General features: G+C 69.7%; 13 protein-coding genes. 10 read left to right on the forward strand and 3 right to left on the reverse strand.

The window, feature by feature from the left end:
* Positions 1-5: 5 nt before the first annotated feature.
* The 6 genes from DPV79_RS08635 (at position 6) to DPV79_RS08660 (ending at position 6198) form a co-directional block, all read left to right on the forward strand.
* Positions 6-1067 (forward strand): ABC transporter substrate-binding protein, encoded by a 1062-nt coding sequence (locus DPV79_RS08635; RefSeq protein ID WP_208866711.1) that lies wholly within the window; start codon positions 6-8, stop codon positions 1065-1067.
* Between the two features lie 4 nt (positions 1068-1071).
* Complete coding sequence (locus DPV79_RS08640; RefSeq protein ID WP_113045268.1) at positions 1072-2187, forward strand: ABC transporter permease; 1116 nt, start codon at positions 1072-1074, stop codon at positions 2185-2187.
* Positions 2181-3008 carry an ABC transporter ATP-binding protein gene (locus DPV79_RS08645; RefSeq protein WP_059650825.1) on the forward strand — a complete coding sequence of 276 codons (828 nt, stop codon included), beginning with the start codon at positions 2181-2183 and terminating at the stop codon, positions 3006-3008. Before DPV79_RS08640 ends, DPV79_RS08645 begins: the two co-directional genes overlap by 7 nt.
* A 50-nt stretch (positions 3009-3058) precedes the next feature.
* Entirely contained in the window at positions 3059-4252 is a 1194-nt protein-coding gene (locus DPV79_RS08650) for a c-type cytochrome (RefSeq protein ID WP_113045192.1), read from the forward strand.
* Positions 4253-4289: 37 nt separating this feature from the next.
* Positions 4290-5243 carry an ABC transporter substrate-binding protein gene (locus DPV79_RS08655; RefSeq protein WP_113045193.1) on the forward strand — a complete coding sequence of 318 codons (954 nt, stop codon included), beginning with the start codon at positions 4290-4292 and terminating at the stop codon, positions 5241-5243.
* A gap of 88 nt (positions 5244-5331) precedes the next feature.
* On the forward strand, positions 5332-6198 hold the full coding sequence (locus tag DPV79_RS08660; protein WP_113045194.1) for an MOSC domain-containing protein: 867 nt from the start codon (positions 5332-5334) through the stop codon (positions 6196-6198).
* A gap of 128 nt (positions 6199-6326) precedes the next feature.
* On the opposite strand, the gene DPV79_RS08665 is transcribed toward DPV79_RS08660, so the two are convergent.
* The 3 genes from DPV79_RS08665 to DPV79_RS08675 all read right to left on the reverse strand — a co-directional run bounded on the left by DPV79_RS08665 (position 6327) and on the right by DPV79_RS08675 (position 9897).
* Complete coding sequence (locus DPV79_RS08665) at positions 6327-7745, reverse strand: sensor histidine kinase (protein WP_113045269.1); 1419 nt, start codon at positions 7743-7745, stop codon at positions 6327-6329.
* Between the two features lie 79 nt (positions 7746-7824).
* The gene (locus tag DPV79_RS08670) at positions 7825-8505 is read right to left on the reverse strand and encodes a response regulator (protein ID WP_027791446.1); all 681 of its coding nucleotides are present in this window, start codon (positions 8503-8505) and stop codon (positions 7825-7827) included.
* Between the two features lie 138 nt (positions 8506-8643).
* Positions 8644-9897 (reverse strand): multidrug effflux MFS transporter, encoded by a 1254-nt coding sequence (locus DPV79_RS08675; protein WP_113045195.1) that lies wholly within the window; start codon positions 9895-9897, stop codon positions 8644-8646.
* Between the two features lie 102 nt (positions 9898-9999).
* On the opposite strand from DPV79_RS08675, the gene pdxR reads away from it, so the two are divergent.
* From pdxR to DPV79_RS08695, 4 genes are all read left to right on the forward strand, one after another.
* Positions 10000-11487: a MocR-like pyridoxine biosynthesis transcription factor PdxR gene (gene pdxR, locus DPV79_RS08680; protein ID WP_113045196.1), complete on the forward strand. Its 1488-nt coding sequence runs from the start codon at positions 10000-10002 to the stop codon at positions 11485-11487.
* 218 nt (positions 11488-11705) lie between these two features.
* A complete protein-coding gene (locus tag DPV79_RS08685) occupies positions 11706-12806 on the forward strand; it encodes an ABC transporter substrate-binding protein (RefSeq protein ID WP_059623146.1) in 1101 nt (366 codons plus the stop codon).
* Between the two features lie 114 nt (positions 12807-12920).
* Positions 12921-14693, forward strand: a complete 1773-nt coding sequence (locus DPV79_RS08690) for an ABC transporter permease (protein ID WP_059485020.1) — start codon at positions 12921-12923, stop codon at positions 14691-14693.
* Complete coding sequence (locus tag DPV79_RS08695; RefSeq protein WP_021164062.1) at positions 14686-15753, forward strand: ABC transporter ATP-binding protein; 1068 nt, start codon at positions 14686-14688, stop codon at positions 15751-15753. Before DPV79_RS08690 ends, DPV79_RS08695 begins: the two co-directional genes overlap by 8 nt.
* Positions 15754-15758 lie beyond the last annotated feature (5 nt).

Genomic DNA, 15758 nt, shown 5'->3' on the forward strand with positions numbered 1-15758 from the left:
ACCACATGACCCGCACCGCCGCACCCGCGCCCGCCAATGCGCGCCATACGCACGATACGCACGACACGCTCGACGACAAACGCCGCAAGCTGCTGCGCGCGGTCGGCGCCGCCGTGCTCGTCGCGCCTGCGATCACGCTTGGCCGCAAGGCCTGGTCCGCGCCGCCGCTGAAGAAGCTCACGTTCGCGTGGAACCAGAATGCGTTCTGCCTGACGCCGATCGTCGTCGCGCAGGAGCGCGGCTTCTTCGAGAAGAACGGCCTCAAGGTCGAACTGATCAACTACAGCGGCTCGACCGACCAGTTGCTCGAATCGATCGCGACCGGCAAGGCCGATGCGGCGGTCGGGATGATCCATCGCTGGCTGAAGCCGCTCGAAGCCGGTTTCGACGTGAAGATCATCGGCAGCTCGCACGGCGGCTGCGTGCGGCTGCTCGGCTCGAAGGCGGCCGGCGTCACGACGCTGCAGGCGCTGAAGGGCAAGACGGTCGGCGTCAGCGACCTGGCCGCGCCCGGCAAGCATTTCTTCTCGATCCTGCTCGCGAAGAACGGGATCGATCCCGAGCGCGACATCACGTGGCGGCAGTATCCGGCCGACCTGCTCGGCGTCGCGGTCGACAAGGGCGAGATCCACGCGATCGCCGACGGCGACCCGAACCTTTACCTCCTCGAAAAGCGCAGCAACGGCGCGTACACAGAACTCGCCACGAACCTGTCAGGCGAATACGCACGCAAGGTGTGCTGCGTGATCGGCGCGCGCGGCGACCTCGTGCGCAACGACCGGCCGTCCGCCGCCGCACTCGCGCGCTCGATCGTGCAGGCCACCGAGTTCACGCACGACAACCCGAACGAAGCCGCGAAGGTGTTCGCGAAATATTCGCCGAAGATCAGCCCCGAGGACCTGCGCAAGCTGTACGCGACGCTCACTTACACGCACCACCCGACCAACGTCGACCTGCAGCAGGAAATCGCGTTCTATGCGGACGATTTCCGCCGTATCAGCGTGCTGAAGAAGAGCACCGACCCGCAGCGCTTCGCGCAGCAGGTCTATGCGAACGTGCTCGGGTGACGCGATGTCGACGATCGAACACGCCTCCACCGCGCGCACCGCACCGTCACCGGCCGGCGGTGCGCCCGCTTCCGCTGCTTCCGCTGCTTCCGCTGCCTCCGCACGCGTGGCCTGCACGGCCTGCGAAGCGACGCTCGCTGCCGAAGCGCGCCGCGCGCGCACCTGGCCGACCGGCATCGCCGCCGCGCTCGCCTGGGCCGCGCTCGGCGCCGTCACGCAGCTGTGGCCGAACCGCATCGTCGGTTTCAGCGACTGGGCGTACACGGACACGTTCGGCACGGCCGCGTGGACGATCGCCGCGTTGCTGCTCGTCGCCGCGACGCTCGGCCATCTCGTCGCCGCGACGCGCACGCGGCTCGCGCGCGTGCGCCCGGCCGGCCCGTGGCTCGTCGCGCTGCCGCTCGTGCTCGCCGCGTGGGAAATCGTCACCGCGAAAACCGGCTGGCTGCCGACGCCGTTCTTCGCGCCGCCGCAGGCACTGATCGAGGTCTACGTCGACGACTGGCCGCGCCTGCTCGGCAGCGCCGGCAACACGCTGAAGCTGCTCGCGCTCGGCTTTGCATACGGCGTCGCGGTCGGTTTCGCGGTCGGCGTGTCGATCGGCTGGTCGCGCCGGATCGGCTACTGGGTGCATCCGGTGCTGCGCGTGCTCGGCCCCGTGCCGGCCACCGCGCTGTTGCCGCTCACGTTCTACTTCTTCCCGTCGAGCTATTCCGCCGCCGCGTTCCTGATCGCGCTCGCCACCGGCTTCCCGGTCGCGGTGCTGACGTGGTCGGGCGTCGCGAGCGTCAACAAGCAGTACTACGACGTCGCACGCACGCTCGGCGCGAACGCGCGCTTCCTCGTGCTGCGCGTCGCGATTCCGGCCGCGCTGCCGCACGTGTTCGTCGGCATCTTCATGGGGCTGAGCGCGTCGTTCACGGTGCTGGTCGTCGCCGAGATGATGGGCGTCAAGTCCGGGCTCGGCTGGTACCTGAGCTGGGCGCAGGGCTGGGCCTCGTACGTGAACATGTATGCGGCGCTGATCGTGATGGCGCTGCTGTTTTCCGGGCTGATCGCGCTGCTGTTCGCGGTGCGCGACCGTGTGCTCGCCTGGCAGAAAGGAACCGTCAAATGGTGAGCGCCGCCGTACTCGAATCGTCCGCTTCCGCTTCGCCCGCCGCGTCGCCTGCCGTCACGGCGCCGCGCGGCGCGCGCATCGACATCCGCCGCGTGAGCCATGCGTTCGACGGCCCCGGCGGCCCGCTGCCCGTGCTCGACGACGTCACGCTGTCGGTCGCGGCCGGCGAATTCGTCGCGCTGCTCGGCCCGAGCGGCTGCGGGAAATCGACGCTGCTGCGCCTCGTCGCGGGCCTCGACGCCGCGCGGCAAGGCGGAATCGCGCAGGACGGCGTGCCGATCGAGCAACCCGATCCGTCGCGCATCGTCGTGTTCCAGGACCCGACGCTGTACCCGTGGCGGCGAGTGCGCGCGAACGTCGCGCTCGGCCTCGAGGCGCGCGGCGTGGCGCGCGCGTCGCAGCATCGCGTCGACGATGCGCTCGCGCGCGTCGGCCTGCAGGAATTCTCGAACGTGTTCCCGCATCAGCTGTCCGGCGGGATGGCGCAGCGGGTCGCACTGGCCCGCGCGCTCGTCAACGATCCGCGCCTGCTGATTCTCGACGAACCGCTCGGCAAGCTCGATTCGCTCACCCGGCTCACGATGCAGGCCGAACTCACCGCGCTGTGGCAACGCGACGGTTTCTCTGCGTTGCTCGTCACGCACGATGTCGAGGAAGCGCTGTTCCTCGCGCAGCGCGTGATCGTGTTCGGGCCGCGTCCCGCGCGGATCGTCGCCGAATTGCGCGTCGACCTGCCCTACCCGCGCCATCGCGGCGACCCGCGCCTCGCCGAGCTGCGTCACGACGCGTTGCGGCATCTCGGGCTCGATGCGAGCTGGTAGATGCGCGGTACCGTTCGACGATGGGCCGCCGTGCGGCGGGAACGTAGCCGATGAATGCACCGACGTTCTCCGACTGGGCGCTGCTGTTTCTGCAAGGGCTGTATCGCGCGCAAGTCGCGCTGTCGCGCGTGCTGCATGCGATCGGGCTGACGGGCGACGCCGACGGTCAGCCTGCGTGGCCCTGGGCCCGTCGCATCGCGCTCGAAACACTGCGCATCGACGCCGGGCTCACGCGGCAACTCGCATTCGCCGTCGCGGCGACGACGCTGGCCGCCGTGCTCGCGTGCATCGCGCTCGCGTTACGCAAGCGGCGTGTGACGTCGGCGCTTGCGGTGCTTGCCGCGCTGGCCGTTGCGTGGTTCGCGCCGTGGCCGCCGGCTTCGCTGTGGCTTTCGCCCGCCGTGCCGACGAGTTTCCAGCGCGATCCCGCGCCGTTTTCGGTATCGAACGTGATGCGCGGCGCGCACTTGTATGCGCAACACTGCGTGGCGTGCCACGGCGTGGACGGACGCGGGGAAGGGCCGCTTGCGGCCACGCTCCCGCACTGGCCGCCGACCTTCGCCGGCGCCCTGCTCGCCCGCCGCCTCGACGGCGAACTGTTCTGGCGCGTGCGCCACGGGACACGCGACGAACGCGGTGCGCCGACGATGCCCGGCTTCGCCGCGACGCTCGGGCCCCGCGACACCTGGGCCGTGCTCGACTACCTGAAAGCGCTCGCCGCGGGCAGCGGCGCGCAGGCGGAAGGCGCGTGGCCCGTGCCCGTCCCGCTGCCGGCGCTCGACGTGCGCTGCGGCAGCGCCGCGCCCCAACCGCTCGATCGCTGGCGCGCAGGCCAGCGCGTGCGCATCGTCGCGCTCGCGCCGGGCGCGACGCCCCCGCCGGAAGACGCGCGCTGGCAAACCTTGCTCGTCACGGCAAGCGGCACGCCCGTGGCGCAGGCGGCCGGCACGGCGCGAGCCGATTGCGTCGCGTCGACGCCCGATGCGTGGCTCGCCTTCGCGACGATCGCCGGCGTGGCGCCCGCCGCGCTCGGCGGCACGCAACTCCTCGCCGATCGCCGCGGCTGGCTGCGGGCGCGCGCGTTGCCGGGCAGCGCGGGCTGGTCGGATGCCGACCTGCTGTGCCGCTCGGACGCCACGGCACGGCCGGCGGTACCGGCCGCGAACGGCGACGCGCTGACCGCGCTGCTGCTGCGCGTCGACACGGAACCCGTGCGCGACGTACAGGCCGGGCTCCCGCATTGATTGAATTCCTGACTTTCTCTTTCGACCGAACTTCACGATGAATCCGACCCGACGCCACTTCCTCGCGCAAGCGAGCGCCCTCGCCACGATCGCCGCGGCCCCGGCCGCCGTGCGCGCGCAATCGGGCACGCGGCCGCTGCTGCGCGCCGGCGACCAGAAAGGCGGGCTGCGCGCGCTGCTCGAAGCAGCCGGCGAACTGAACGGCCTGCCGTACGACATCGCGTGGACCGAGTTCCCGGCCGCCGCGCCGCTCGCCGAAGCGCTGAATGCGGCTGCCGTCGACTGCGGGCCGATCGGCGATGCGCCGGTGATCTTCGCGCTCGCGTCGGGCGCACGCATCAAGGTGATCGGCGCGAACCGCTCCGACCCGTACGGCACGGCGGTGCTCGTGCGGCCCGACGCCGCGCTGAAAGGCCCGGCCGACCTCAAAGGCAAGCGCATCGGCACCACGCGCGGCTCGATCGGGCATTTCGTCACGCTGAAGGCGCTCGACGCGGCCGGGCTGCCTCCCGACGCCGTCTCGTTCCGCTTCCTGCCGCCCGCCGATACGATGCTTGCGCTCGCAACCGGTTCGATCGATGCGTGGGCGACCTGGGAGCCCTATACCGCACTCGCGGAAACGAGCGGGCGCGCGCGCGTGCTCGTCAGCGGCCGCGGGCTGTGGTCGGGCCTCAGCTACATCGCGGCGACCGACGCGGCGATCGCGTCGAAGCGCGACGTGCTGCACGATTTCCTGCGGCGCGTCGTGCGCGCGCAGGCCTGGTCGTACCGGCATGCCGACGCGTATTCGGCGGCGCTCGCGCGCATCATCAGCATTCCGCCGGCGGCTGCGAAGCTGCAGTTCGAGCGCCGCAACACGCGCTGGTTACCGATCGACGCGACGGTCATCGCCGAACAGCAGCGCACGGCCGACTTCTACCTGAAGGCGGGACTGCTGCGCCAGCCGCTCGACGTGCGTCCCACGTTCGACCCGGGCTTCCCGCTCGCATGACCGGCCGCGCGACGCAGCGCAGCCGTCCGAACGGCTGCGGCGCGATCTGGCACAATCGCAGTCTCGCCATCCGCCTTCAGCCAGCGTCATGCCAGCCATCGCCGAACTCTTCGTCTATCCGATCAAATCCTGCGCCGGCATCGCGCTGTCGCGCGCGCAGCTGCTCGAAACGGGCCTGGCGTACGACCGCCACTGGCTGATCACCGACCCCGCCGGACAGATGATCACGCAGCGCACGCACCCGCGCCTCGCGCTGATCCGCACCGCACTGAACAAAGATGCGCTCGTGCTGAGCGCGCCGGGCATGCGCGAGATCCGCACGCCGCTCGACGGCGACGTATCGCCCGCCACGCCGAAAATGGCCGCGACCGTGTGGCGCGACACCGTCGATGCGATCGACACGGGCGCCGAAACGGCCGCCTGGCTCACCGAATTCCTCGGCACGCCCGCGAAGCTCGCGCGCTTCGCGCCCGACGCGCGCCGCGGCTGCAACCGCAAATGGACCGGCGAGATCGATACGCACACGCAGTTCGCGGACGGCTACCCGCTGCTCGTGATCGGCCAGTCGTCGCTCGACGACCTGAACGCGCGGCTCACCGCCAAAGGTGCACCGGCGATTCCGATGAACCGCTTCCGGCCGAACATCGTGGTGTCGGATCTCGACGCGTACGAAGAGGATTTCGTCGAACATCTCGACACGGAAGGTGCGGCACCCGTGCGGCTGCGGCTCGTGAAGCCGTGCACGCGCTGCCCGATGCCGACGATCGACCAGGTCACCGGCGCGCCCGATCCCGCGTGGCCGCACGAGCCGACCGACACGATGCAGACCTATCGCGCGAACCCGAACTTCGGCGGCGAGCTGACGTTCGGCATCAACGCGATCGTCGTCGAAGGCGCGGGCGGGTGGCTCGAAGTCGGCCAGGCGCTGGAAGCGGAGATCGGGTTCGGCGATTGAGGCCCGTACACGGCACCAATCACCCGATCACATCGCGTTCGTAGCCCGGAAGCCGCCCGAGCGGCTTCCTACTTCCCGCTTCCCGCTTACCCGTTACCACTTCCGGCTACCCACATCACGACTCGCCATCACGCGGCATGCGCCCCCGCGTCGTTCGCCGCCGGCAACCGGATCGTCACGACCAGCCCCCCGCCGGCCGCATCGGCCAGCGTCACCGTGCCCTGATGCACGCGCGCGATCTCCCGCACGATCGACAGCCCGAGCCCCGTCCCTTCGACCGTCTGCGTCTTGCTGCCGCGATGGAAGCGCTCGAACACCGCGTCGCGCTCGTCCGCCGGCACGCCCGGCCCGTTGTCGATCACGTCGAGCCGCGCATGCGCCCCGTCGCGCGACACGCGTACCGTAATCACCGCGCGATCGCCCGCATAACGGATCGCGTTGTCGATCAGGTTGCCGATCATCTCGCCGAGCAGGTCGGGCTGCCCGTGCACGTCGATGTCGGCCTCGTGCTCGAAACCGAGATCGATGTCGCGCGCGCGTGCGACCGGCGACCAGTCGAGCGTCACGCTGCGCGCGAGCCGGTGCAGCGCGACCGGCTGGTGGGCAACAGCGTGGCCGCTGTCCGAATCGAGCCGCGACAGCGACAGCAGTTGCTGGACGATCTTCGCGGCCTGCCGCACCGCGCCGTTCGCGCGCCGCAGGTGCCCGTTCGCACGCGGCTGCTCGTCGGGCCGCAGCGCGAGCTCGACGCCCGCCTGCACGGACGCGAGCGGCGTCTTCAGTTGATGGGCCGCGTCCGCGAAGAAGCGGCGCCGCGCGACCTGCATCCGCTGCGTGCGGCCGATGTACTGGTTGATCGACTCGACGAGCGGCGCAAGTTCGCTCGGCATCGCGCCGGTATCGAGCGGCGTCGTATCGTCCTCGCTGCGCGCGGCGACCGTCGCCGACAGCCGGTTCAGCGGCCGCAGCCCGCGCCCGACGCCGAGCCACACGATGCCGAGCGCCAGCACGACCAGCAGCCCTTCCTGCAGCAGCGACCCCACCAGGATCTCGCGCGCGAGCGCCTGGCGCGCCTCGATCGTCTCGCCGACCATCACCCACACAATGCGCGACTGCGCGGTCGGCACGTCGTGCACCGGGATGCGCAGCGCGGCCATCCGCAACTGTTCGCCGCGATAGACGACGTCGTAGTAGCGCGTGACGAACAGTGCACCGTCGCCCGCGTCGCGCCCGTGCGGCAGCGGCAGGTCCGGGTAGCCGGTGACCGTGTGGCCGTTGTCCTCGCGGATCAGGTAGTAGATCTTGCCGCCGTCGCTCGATTCGAGCATTTCGAGCGCGAGATACGGCAGGTCGACCTCGATCTCGCCGTCATTGAGCCGCACGCCTTCGCGGATCGACTTCAGCGACGACGACAGCGTGCGGTCGAACGCGACGTGCGCGGCGTTCATCGCGCGCTGGTACGTGAGCCACGAGTCGAGCGCGAGCAGGCCGAGCAGCGGCAGCAGCAGCCACAGCGCGACCTGCGTGCGCAGGTTCGGGCGGGGCATCATGCGTTCCGCCGGGCCGCCGCAACGACGCCACGCGCCGCGTCGGGGCGCAGCGAACCGCCGCGGATGGGCGGGACGCTCATTCCGCCGCCTCCGCCCTCGCCTCCAGCAGATAACCGAGCCCGCGCAGCGTGACGATCGCGACACCCGTGTTCTCGAGCTTCTTGCGCAGCCGGTACACGTAGATCTCGATCGCATCGGCGTTGACCGATTCGTCGAGCCCGAAAATCTTCTCCGACAGCGTTTCCTTGTTGATCGCACGGCCGTTGCGCAGGATCAGCACCTCGAGCACCGAACGCTCGCGCGGCGTGAGCGACAGCGGCTCGCCCGCGAGATGGAAGCTGCGGTCGATACTGTCGTACGAAAGCGGCCCGCATTCGACCCGCGAATGCTCGTGGCCGAGGCTGCGGCGGATCAGCGCGCGGGCGCGCGCCTCCAGCTCGGTCAGCTCGAACGGCTTCGCGAGATAGTCGTCGGCGCCGAGATCGAGCCCCTTCACGCGATCCTCGACCGACCCGTGCGCGGTCAGGATCAGCACCGGCACCGGATTGCGCCGCGCGCGCAGCCGCCGCAGCACTTCCAGCCCGTCGAGCTTCGGCAGCCCGAGATCGAGGATCACCAGCGCGTAATCCTGCGTGCGCAGCACGTGGTCGGCCGCCTCGCCGTCCGCCATGTGATCGACAGCGAAGCGCGCCGCGCTCAGCGCGTCGTTCAGCGACTGAGCGAGGTTCGGGTTGTCTTCGACGAGCAGCACACGCATGGGGATTCCGGGAAGGTCAGCGACAGGCCGCTACATTACATGATCCTTTCCGTCGCGACGCCTCGCGGAAACACGGGTTGCGCCGCGGGCCCGCCCGCGCGTCGGCCGGCCCGCCGACCGTCGCCGAACGCTTGGCCCTCAGCGCTCGGCGGCGGCGGCGGCGGCGGCGGCACGGCTTCGCGGCGCGAAGCGCGAACCTTCACCTGCGTGCCGCCGCTCGCGCAGGCCGACCACCACCGCCAGGAACGCGACGCTCGCCCCGGCCGTGACGACGATCATCGGGCGCGCGGTACCGTCCGACAGCCACGCCAGCACGCCGCCGCACGCGGCCGTGATCGCCATCTGGATAAAGAAGAACAGCCCGGACGCCGTGCCGGCGATCGTCGTGTACGGCTGCATCACCGCGAACTGGCAGGCCGGGATCGCGATCCCGACGGCGATCATCACGAAGAACATCGGGACGACGAGCGCCGCCACCGCCGTCGGCGCGACCGCTCCGCCGATCCACAACGCGGCGGTGCCGGCCAGATTGACGCCCGCCGCCGCCGCGATGACCGAATCGGCCTTCCAGCGCGTGCCGGTCCGCGCGAACACGTGCGAGCCGATCAGGTAGCCGAGCACGGTCAGGCCGAAGATCGCGGCATACACCGGGCCGGACACGCCTCGCTGCCGCTGGAACAGCGTCGACGATTCCGCGATGAACGGGTAGTACGTGCAGTACGCGAAACTGATCGCGAGCGAGTAGCGCAGGAAACGGCGCTCGCGCAGCAGGCCCGCGTAGGTCCGCAGGAGCCCCGCGCCCGGCGCCGGCCGCGCGTCGCTTTCGCGGGTCTCCGGCAGGTAGCGCAGCACCATCGCCGCCGCGACCACCCCGCCCGCCGCCAGCGATCCGAACACGCCGCGCCATCCGAGCCACTCGGCCAGCGCGCTGCCGGCCAGCGGCGCAATCACGGGCGACAGCGCCATGCCGGCCGAGATCCGGCCCAGCATCGTCGCCTGCATCGCAGCCGGGAAACGCTCGCGCACGATCACCCGCCCGACCACCGTGCCGCAGCAGCCGCCCAATGCCTGGAAAATGCGTGCGGCGACGATCGCCGCGATGCTGGTCGAGCACGCGCAGGCGACGCTCGCGATCACGTAGAGGCACAGGCCGCCGATCAGGACGGGGCGACGGCCGTAACGGTCGGACAACGGCCCTGACACCAGCATCGACAGCGCATAACCGACCATGTAGAGGGTCAGCGTGAGCTGCAGCTGGGCGTCGGTGCCGTGCAGCGTGTCCGCCATCGCCGGCAGCGACGGCAGGTACGCATCGATCGTGACGCGCGGCAGGCACACGACGAGCATCAACAGGAACAGCCAGCCCCACTGGGGTAATGAACGCGTTTTCATGCGGTGAGCCCGCCTCCGGTCGGATCGATGTGGTCGACTGAAATCTAAGGTCAAAGTGATATAAGCTGAAGGGCCATTAAATTCGACCCTGACTGGACCACTATGGCGCGAGGCAAAGCCGCGATTCCGCTCGATCTGCCGTGCCCTGCCGGGCTGTCCACGGGCAATCCGCAGTCGAAGCAGGAGTGCATCGCCGACGCGCTACGCGACGCGATCCTGAAACGCCTGCTCCCCGGCGACAGCCCGCTGCCGTCCAGCCGCACCCTCGCGGCGCGCTGGGGCGTCGCCCGGGGGACGGTCGAGGCGGCATACGACCGGCTGTGCTCGGAGGGCTACATCGCCCGCGCGCAAGGGTCGGGGTCTCGGGTATGCGCAGTGGTACCGGACAGCTACCTGCGCGCGGCCGCGCAATCTCGCGACAACGGCGCGCCCCCTGTCGACGCGCGCCCCGCGCCGGCGCGCACGACCGACGCCGCCGAGCCGGAACAAGGCGTGCGTCCGGGCGTCCCGTTCGTCGCGCGGCTTGCCGATCCCGGCCTGCTGCCGATGCAGCAATGGAAGAAGGCGCTCGGGGCCAGCCTGCTTGCCGCGACGGCGAACGACCTCGGGGCGACGCCGGCACAAGGCGTCGAAAGCCTGCGCGACGAAATCGCCGCCTATCTGCGCGAATATCGCGGCATCCCGTGCAGCGCCGGCGACATCTTCATCACGACCGGCATCCGGCATTCGATCGATCTCGTCGCGCGCACGCTGCTCACGCCCGGCTCGACGGTGCTGATGGAGGACCCCGGCTACGCGTCGGCCTGGCAGATCTTCACGATCGCGGGCGCGACCGTGATCGACGTGCCGGTCGATCGGGAAGGCATCGATACCGCGTCGCTGGACCGCCATCCCGATGCGCGCGCGGCCTACGTGACGCCCGCCCACCAGGCGCCGCTCGGCGTCACGATGTCGGTGTCGCGCCGGCTCGAACTGCTCGACTGGGCGCAGCGCAACCGCGCGTGGATCGTCGAAGACGACTACGACGGCGAATTCAGCTACCAGACCGCCCCGCTGCCCGCGCTGAAATCGCTCGACGCGTGCGATCGCGTGATCTACTGCGGCTCGTTCAACAAGACGCTGTTCTCGGGGCTGCGCATCGGCTTCATGGTCGTGCCGGCGGCACTGCGGCCGGCGCTGTCGTCCGTGTGGCACGCGACCGCGCGCTCGGTCGGCGTGGCGCCCCAGCTGGCGCTGGCCCGCTTCATCGCGCACGGCGATTTTGCGAAGCACCTGCGCGCGGCGCGTCACGCGTACCGCCAGCGGCGCGACATCGTGCTCGACCAGTTGGCGAAACACGCCGGCGGACGGTACGCGGTGTCCGGCGAACACGCGGGCTTTCATTTCGTGCTGTGGCTGCCGCCCGGGATGGACGACGCAACGTATGTCGCGCAAGCCCGCGCGGCCGGCATCGAGTTGCAGCCGGTCCGCGGATTCTGTCGAAGCGCGCGGTACGCAGCAGGCGTCGTCGTCGGGTACTCGGCGCTGACGGCCGCGCACGCGCGGCATGGCGGCCGGCTGCTCGCGAAGCTGCTCGCGCCCTCCGTCTAGACGCCCCCGCCGTCGTTGCCGCGCCCCGCGGCAACCCGCTTCCCTCCGTTGCCGGATCGTGCCGCGCGCCGCGAAACGGCGGGCCGCCGCCGCATCGACCTCGGGAAATCCATGACACGAACGACGCGATTGTGAACTGAAATGAAAGCGGGCTGAAAGTGCGCCGCAATTAACATCCGCGTCACTCGAACAACACCTAGACGTAACTGGAGGAAGACATGCCGTTTGCACCGAAGCACCTCGCCGCCGCGCTGGCGGTCGTTCTGGGCACTGCCGCCGGCAGCGCCGCCGCGCAGGTTCCGGCCGGGTATCCGGGGAGTTACCAGGGCGTGATCGACGCCGCGAAGAAGGAAGGCAAGCTGATCGTCTACTCGACGACCGACACGGGCCTCGTGCGCCCGCTGATCAAGGACTTCGAAAGCCTGTACGGCGTGAAGGTCGAGTACAACGACATGAACAGCACCGAGCTGTACAACCGCTACATCAGCGAGAACGCGGCGAGCAGCACCAGCGCCGACGTGCTGTGGAGCTCGGCGATGGACCTCCAGGTCAAGCTCGTCAACGACGGCCTGATGGCGTCGTACGATTCGCCGGAAGGCCCGAACGTGCCGCAATGGGCGCAATACCAGAAGCAGGCGTACGGCACGACGTTCGAGCCGCTCGCGATCGTCTACAACAAGCGCCTGATCCCCGAAAACGAAGTGCCGAAGACGCGCGCCGACCTGATCAAGCTGCTCACGTCGCAACCGGACAAGTTCAAGGGCAAGCTCACGACGTACGACGTCGAGAAATCCGGCGTCGGCTTCAACGCGCTGACGCAGGACGCGCACCTGAACGAGAAGGTCACGTGGGAACTCGTGAAGGCTATCGGCAAGACCGGCCCGAAGCTGCAATCGAGCACCGGCGCGATGATGGAACGCATCTCGTCGGGCGAGAACCTGATCGGCTACAACATCATCGGTTCGTACGCGTACGCGAAGGCGAAGAAGGACAAGTCGATCGGCTACGTATTCCCGAAGGACTACACGCAGATCGTGAGCCGCCTCGCCACCATCTCGAAGAAGGCGAAGAACCCGAACGCCGCGAAGCTGTGGGTGGACTACCTGCTGTCGAAGCGCGGCCAGACCATGATCGCGAACCAGGCGAACCTGTACGCGATCCGCACGGACGTGACCGGCGAGACGTCGGCCGCGAGCCTCACGAAGGAACTCGGCGATTCGCTGAAGCCGATCCAGATCGGCACCGGCCTGCTCGTCTACCTGGACCAGTCGAAGCGGCTCGCGTTCCTGAAGCAATGGCAGCAGGCGATCAAGAGCTGATCCGCTGATCGGCTCCGGCTGACCCATGGCCGCCCGCCGCACGTCGCGCGGGCGGCCCCTTCCCCTTACCGACTTCCTTGAGGCGGCCATCCGGATGGCCGCAGGGGCGAACTCATGCTTTCAACCAGCACCCGCGGCACGGCACCGGCCGCGCCACCTGCCGCCGGCCCGCGCGACGCGATTCCCGCGCTGCCGGTCAACAGCCTGCAGCCGCTCGCCGGCATGCTGCGCTGGATCGTCGTCGCGGTACTCACCATCGCCGTCGCACTGCCGCTCGGCTTCATCCTGTTCCAGAGCCTGCTGTCCGCGCCGTTCTTCGATGCGAACAAGACGCTCGGCATCGAGGGCTTCCGCTTCGTCTTCAGCGATCCCGACTTCTGGTCGGCCGTGAAGAACTCGTTCATCATTGCCGGCGGGATGCTGTTCATCTCGATCCCGCTCGGCGGCATCCTCGCGTTCCTGATGGTGCGCACCGACCTGCCCGGCCGCCGCTGGCTCGAACCGCTGCTGCTCACGCCCGTGTTCGTGTCGCCGATGGTGCTCGCGTTCGGCTACGTGGTCGCGGCCGGCCCGGTCGGCTTCTATTCGGTGTGGTTCAAGGAACTGTTCGGGGTACAGAACGTGCCCTGGAACGTGTATTCGATCTTCGCGATCACGGTGATCGTCGGCCTCACGCACGTGCCGCACGTGTACCTGTATTCGTCGGCCGCGCTGCGCAACCTCGGCTCGGACGTCGAGGAAGCCGCGCGCGTGACCGGTGCCCGCCCGTTCCGCGTCGCGCTCGACGTGAGCCTGCCGATGACGATGCCCGCGCTGCTGTTCGCCGGCGTGCTCGTGTTCTTCCTCGGCTTCGAGGTGTTCGGGCTGCCGCTCGTGCTCGGTGACCCGGAAGGCCACCTCGTACTCGCGACCTACCTGTACAAGCTGACCAACAAGCTCGGCGTGCCGTCGTATCACCTGATGGCCGCGGTCGCGGTGTGCATCGTCGCGATCACGTTCCCGCTCGTGCTGCTGCAGCGCCGCTTGCTGAAGACGGCGAACCGCTTCGTCACCGTGAAGGGCAAGGCCGGCCGAACGACGGTGCTGCCGCTCGGCGTGTGGCGCTGGGTTGCGCTCGCGATCGTCGTGCTGTGGCTGATGCTGACCGTGATCGTCCCGATCTCGGGCATCGTGCTGCGCGCGTTCGTGACCAACTGGGGCGAAGGCGTCGCGCTCGCCGAGGTGCTGACGCTGTCGAACTTCACCGAACTGTTCGAGCAGGACAACCTGGTGCGCGCGATCGTCAACACGCTCGGCATCGGCGTGATCGGCGGCGCGCTCGCGATCGGCTTCTACTCGCTCGTCGCGTTCGCCGGCCACCGCCGCCCCGACTGGGCGACCAAGCTGCTCGACTACCTCGTGCTGCTGCCGCGCGCGGTGCCCGGCCTGCTCGCCGGTCTCGCGTTCCTGTGGATCTTCCTGTTCGTGCCCGGCCTGCGCGAACTGAAGAACTCGATGTGGAGCATCTGGATCGCGTACACGGTCGTGTGGCTCGCGTACGGGATGCGGCTCATCCAGAGCGCGCTGCTGCAGGTCGGCCCGGAACTCGAGGAAGCCGGCCGCAGCGTCGGCGCGACCCGCAGCCGCGTGTCGCTCGACGTGACGCTGCCGCTCGTGCGCTTCGGCCTGCTCGCCGCGTGGCTGCTGATCTTCATGATCTTCGAGCGCGAATACTCGACGGCCGTCTACCTGCTGTCGCCCGGCACCGAAGTGATCGGCGCGCTGCTCGTGTCGCTGTGGGCGACCGGCGCCGTCGACCAGGTCGCCGCGCTTTCTGTCATCAACATCGCGATGGTCGGCGCCGGTCTCGGCGTGGCCCTGCGCTTCGGAGTGAAACTTCATGGATAAGCTCATCGTCGACGACCTGCATCTCAGCTACGGCGCCAATCCGATCCTCAAGGGCGTGTCGTTCGAACTGAAGGCCGGCGAAGTCGTGTGCCTGCTCGGCGCGTCGGGCAGCGGCAAGACCACGCTGCTGCGCGCGGTGGCCGGCCTCGAACAGCCGTCCGACGGCCGCATCCAGCTCGACGACCGCGTGTTCTTCGACGGCGCGCAGCGCGTCGACCTGCCCGTCGAACAGCGCTCGCTCGGCCTCGTGTTCCAGTCGTACGCGCTGTGGCCGCACCGCACCGTCGCCGACAACGTCGGCTACGGGCTGAAGCTGCGCCGCGTCGCGCCGGCCGAACAGAAGCGCCGCGTGCAGACTGCGCTCGACCAGCTCGGCCTCGGCCATCTCGCGGAACGCTTCCCGCATCAGCTGTCGGGCGGCCAGCAGCAGCGCGTCGCGATCGCGCGCGCGCTCGTCTACAACCCGCCGGTGATCCTCCTCGACGAGCCGCTGTCGAACCTCGACGCGAAGCTGCGCGAGGAAGCGCGCGCGTGGCTGCGCGAACTGATCGTGTCGCTCGGGCTGTCGGCCCTGTGCGTGACGCACGACCAGACCGAGGCGATGGCGATGTCAGACCGCATCCTGCTGCTGCGCAACGGCCGCATCGAGCAGGAAGGCACGCCGGCCGAGCTGTACGGCGCGCCGCGCTCGCTGTACACGGCCGAGTTCATGGGCAGCAACAACCGGATCGACGCGCGCGTCGCGGCCGTCGACGGCGAACGCGTGACGCTCGCCGGCGACGGCTGGGAGCTGCAGGCCCTCGCCCGCGACACGTTCGCGCCGGGCCAGGACGCGCAGGCCGTGATCCGCCTCGAACGCGTGCAGGTCGCCGACGGCCCGGGCGCGAACCGGCTGCAGGCCGACCTCGTCACGTCGATGTATCTCGGCGATCGCTGGGAGTACCTGTTCCATTGCGGCGAGATGCGCCTTCGCGCATTCGGCCACGTGCCGCGCGCCGCGGGCAAGCACTGGATCGAATTCCCGACCAACGACTGCTGGGCGTTCGCGAAAGCGGGCTGACCCGC

The organism is Burkholderia reimsis (assembly GCF_003294055.1).
Lineage (GTDB): Bacteria > Pseudomonadota > Gammaproteobacteria > Burkholderiales > Burkholderiaceae > Burkholderia > Burkholderia cepacia.

Bases quoted from the DNA above. Each gene is read 5' to 3' on its own strand.
- DPV79_RS08675 (WP_113045195.1), bottom strand. From the start codon at position 9,897: ATGAAAACGCGTTCATTACCCCAGTGGGGCTGGCTGTTCCTGTTGATG.
- DPV79_RS08665 (WP_113045269.1), bottom strand. From the start codon at position 7,745: ATGCCCCGCCCGAACCTGCGCACGCAGGTCGCGCTGTGGCTGCTGCTG.
- DPV79_RS08690 (WP_059485020.1), top strand. From the start codon at position 12,921: ATGCTTTCAACCAGCACCCGCGGCACGGCACCGGCCGCGCCACCTGCC.
- DPV79_RS08685 (WP_059623146.1), top strand. From the start codon at position 11,706: ATGCCGTTTGCACCGAAGCACCTCGCCGCCGCGCTGGCGGTCGTTCTG.
- DPV79_RS08660 (WP_113045194.1), top strand. From the start codon at position 5,332: ATGCCAGCCATCGCCGAACTCTTCGTCTATCCGATCAAATCCTGCGCC.
- DPV79_RS08695 (WP_021164062.1), top strand. From the start codon at position 14,686: ATGGATAAGCTCATCGTCGACGACCTGCATCTCAGCTACGGCGCCAAT.
- DPV79_RS08655 (WP_113045193.1), top strand. From the start codon at position 4,290: ATGAATCCGACCCGACGCCACTTCCTCGCGCAAGCGAGCGCCCTCGCC.
- DPV79_RS08635 (WP_208866711.1), top strand. From the start codon at position 6: ATGACCCGCACCGCCGCACCCGCGCCCGCCAATGCGCGCCATACGCAC.
- DPV79_RS08650 (WP_113045192.1), top strand. From the start codon at position 3,059: ATGAATGCACCGACGTTCTCCGACTGGGCGCTGCTGTTTCTGCAAGGG.
- pdxR (WP_113045196.1), top strand. From the start codon at position 10,000: ATGGCGCGAGGCAAAGCCGCGATTCCGCTCGATCTGCCGTGCCCTGCC.
- DPV79_RS08670 (WP_027791446.1), bottom strand. From the start codon at position 8,505: ATGCGTGTGCTGCTCGTCGAAGACAACCCGAACCTCGCTCAGTCGCTG.
- DPV79_RS08640 (WP_113045268.1), top strand. From the start codon at position 1,072: ATGTCGACGATCGAACACGCCTCCACCGCGCGCACCGCACCGTCACCG.
- DPV79_RS08645 (WP_059650825.1), top strand. From the start codon at position 2,181: ATGGTGAGCGCCGCCGTACTCGAATCGTCCGCTTCCGCTTCGCCCGCC.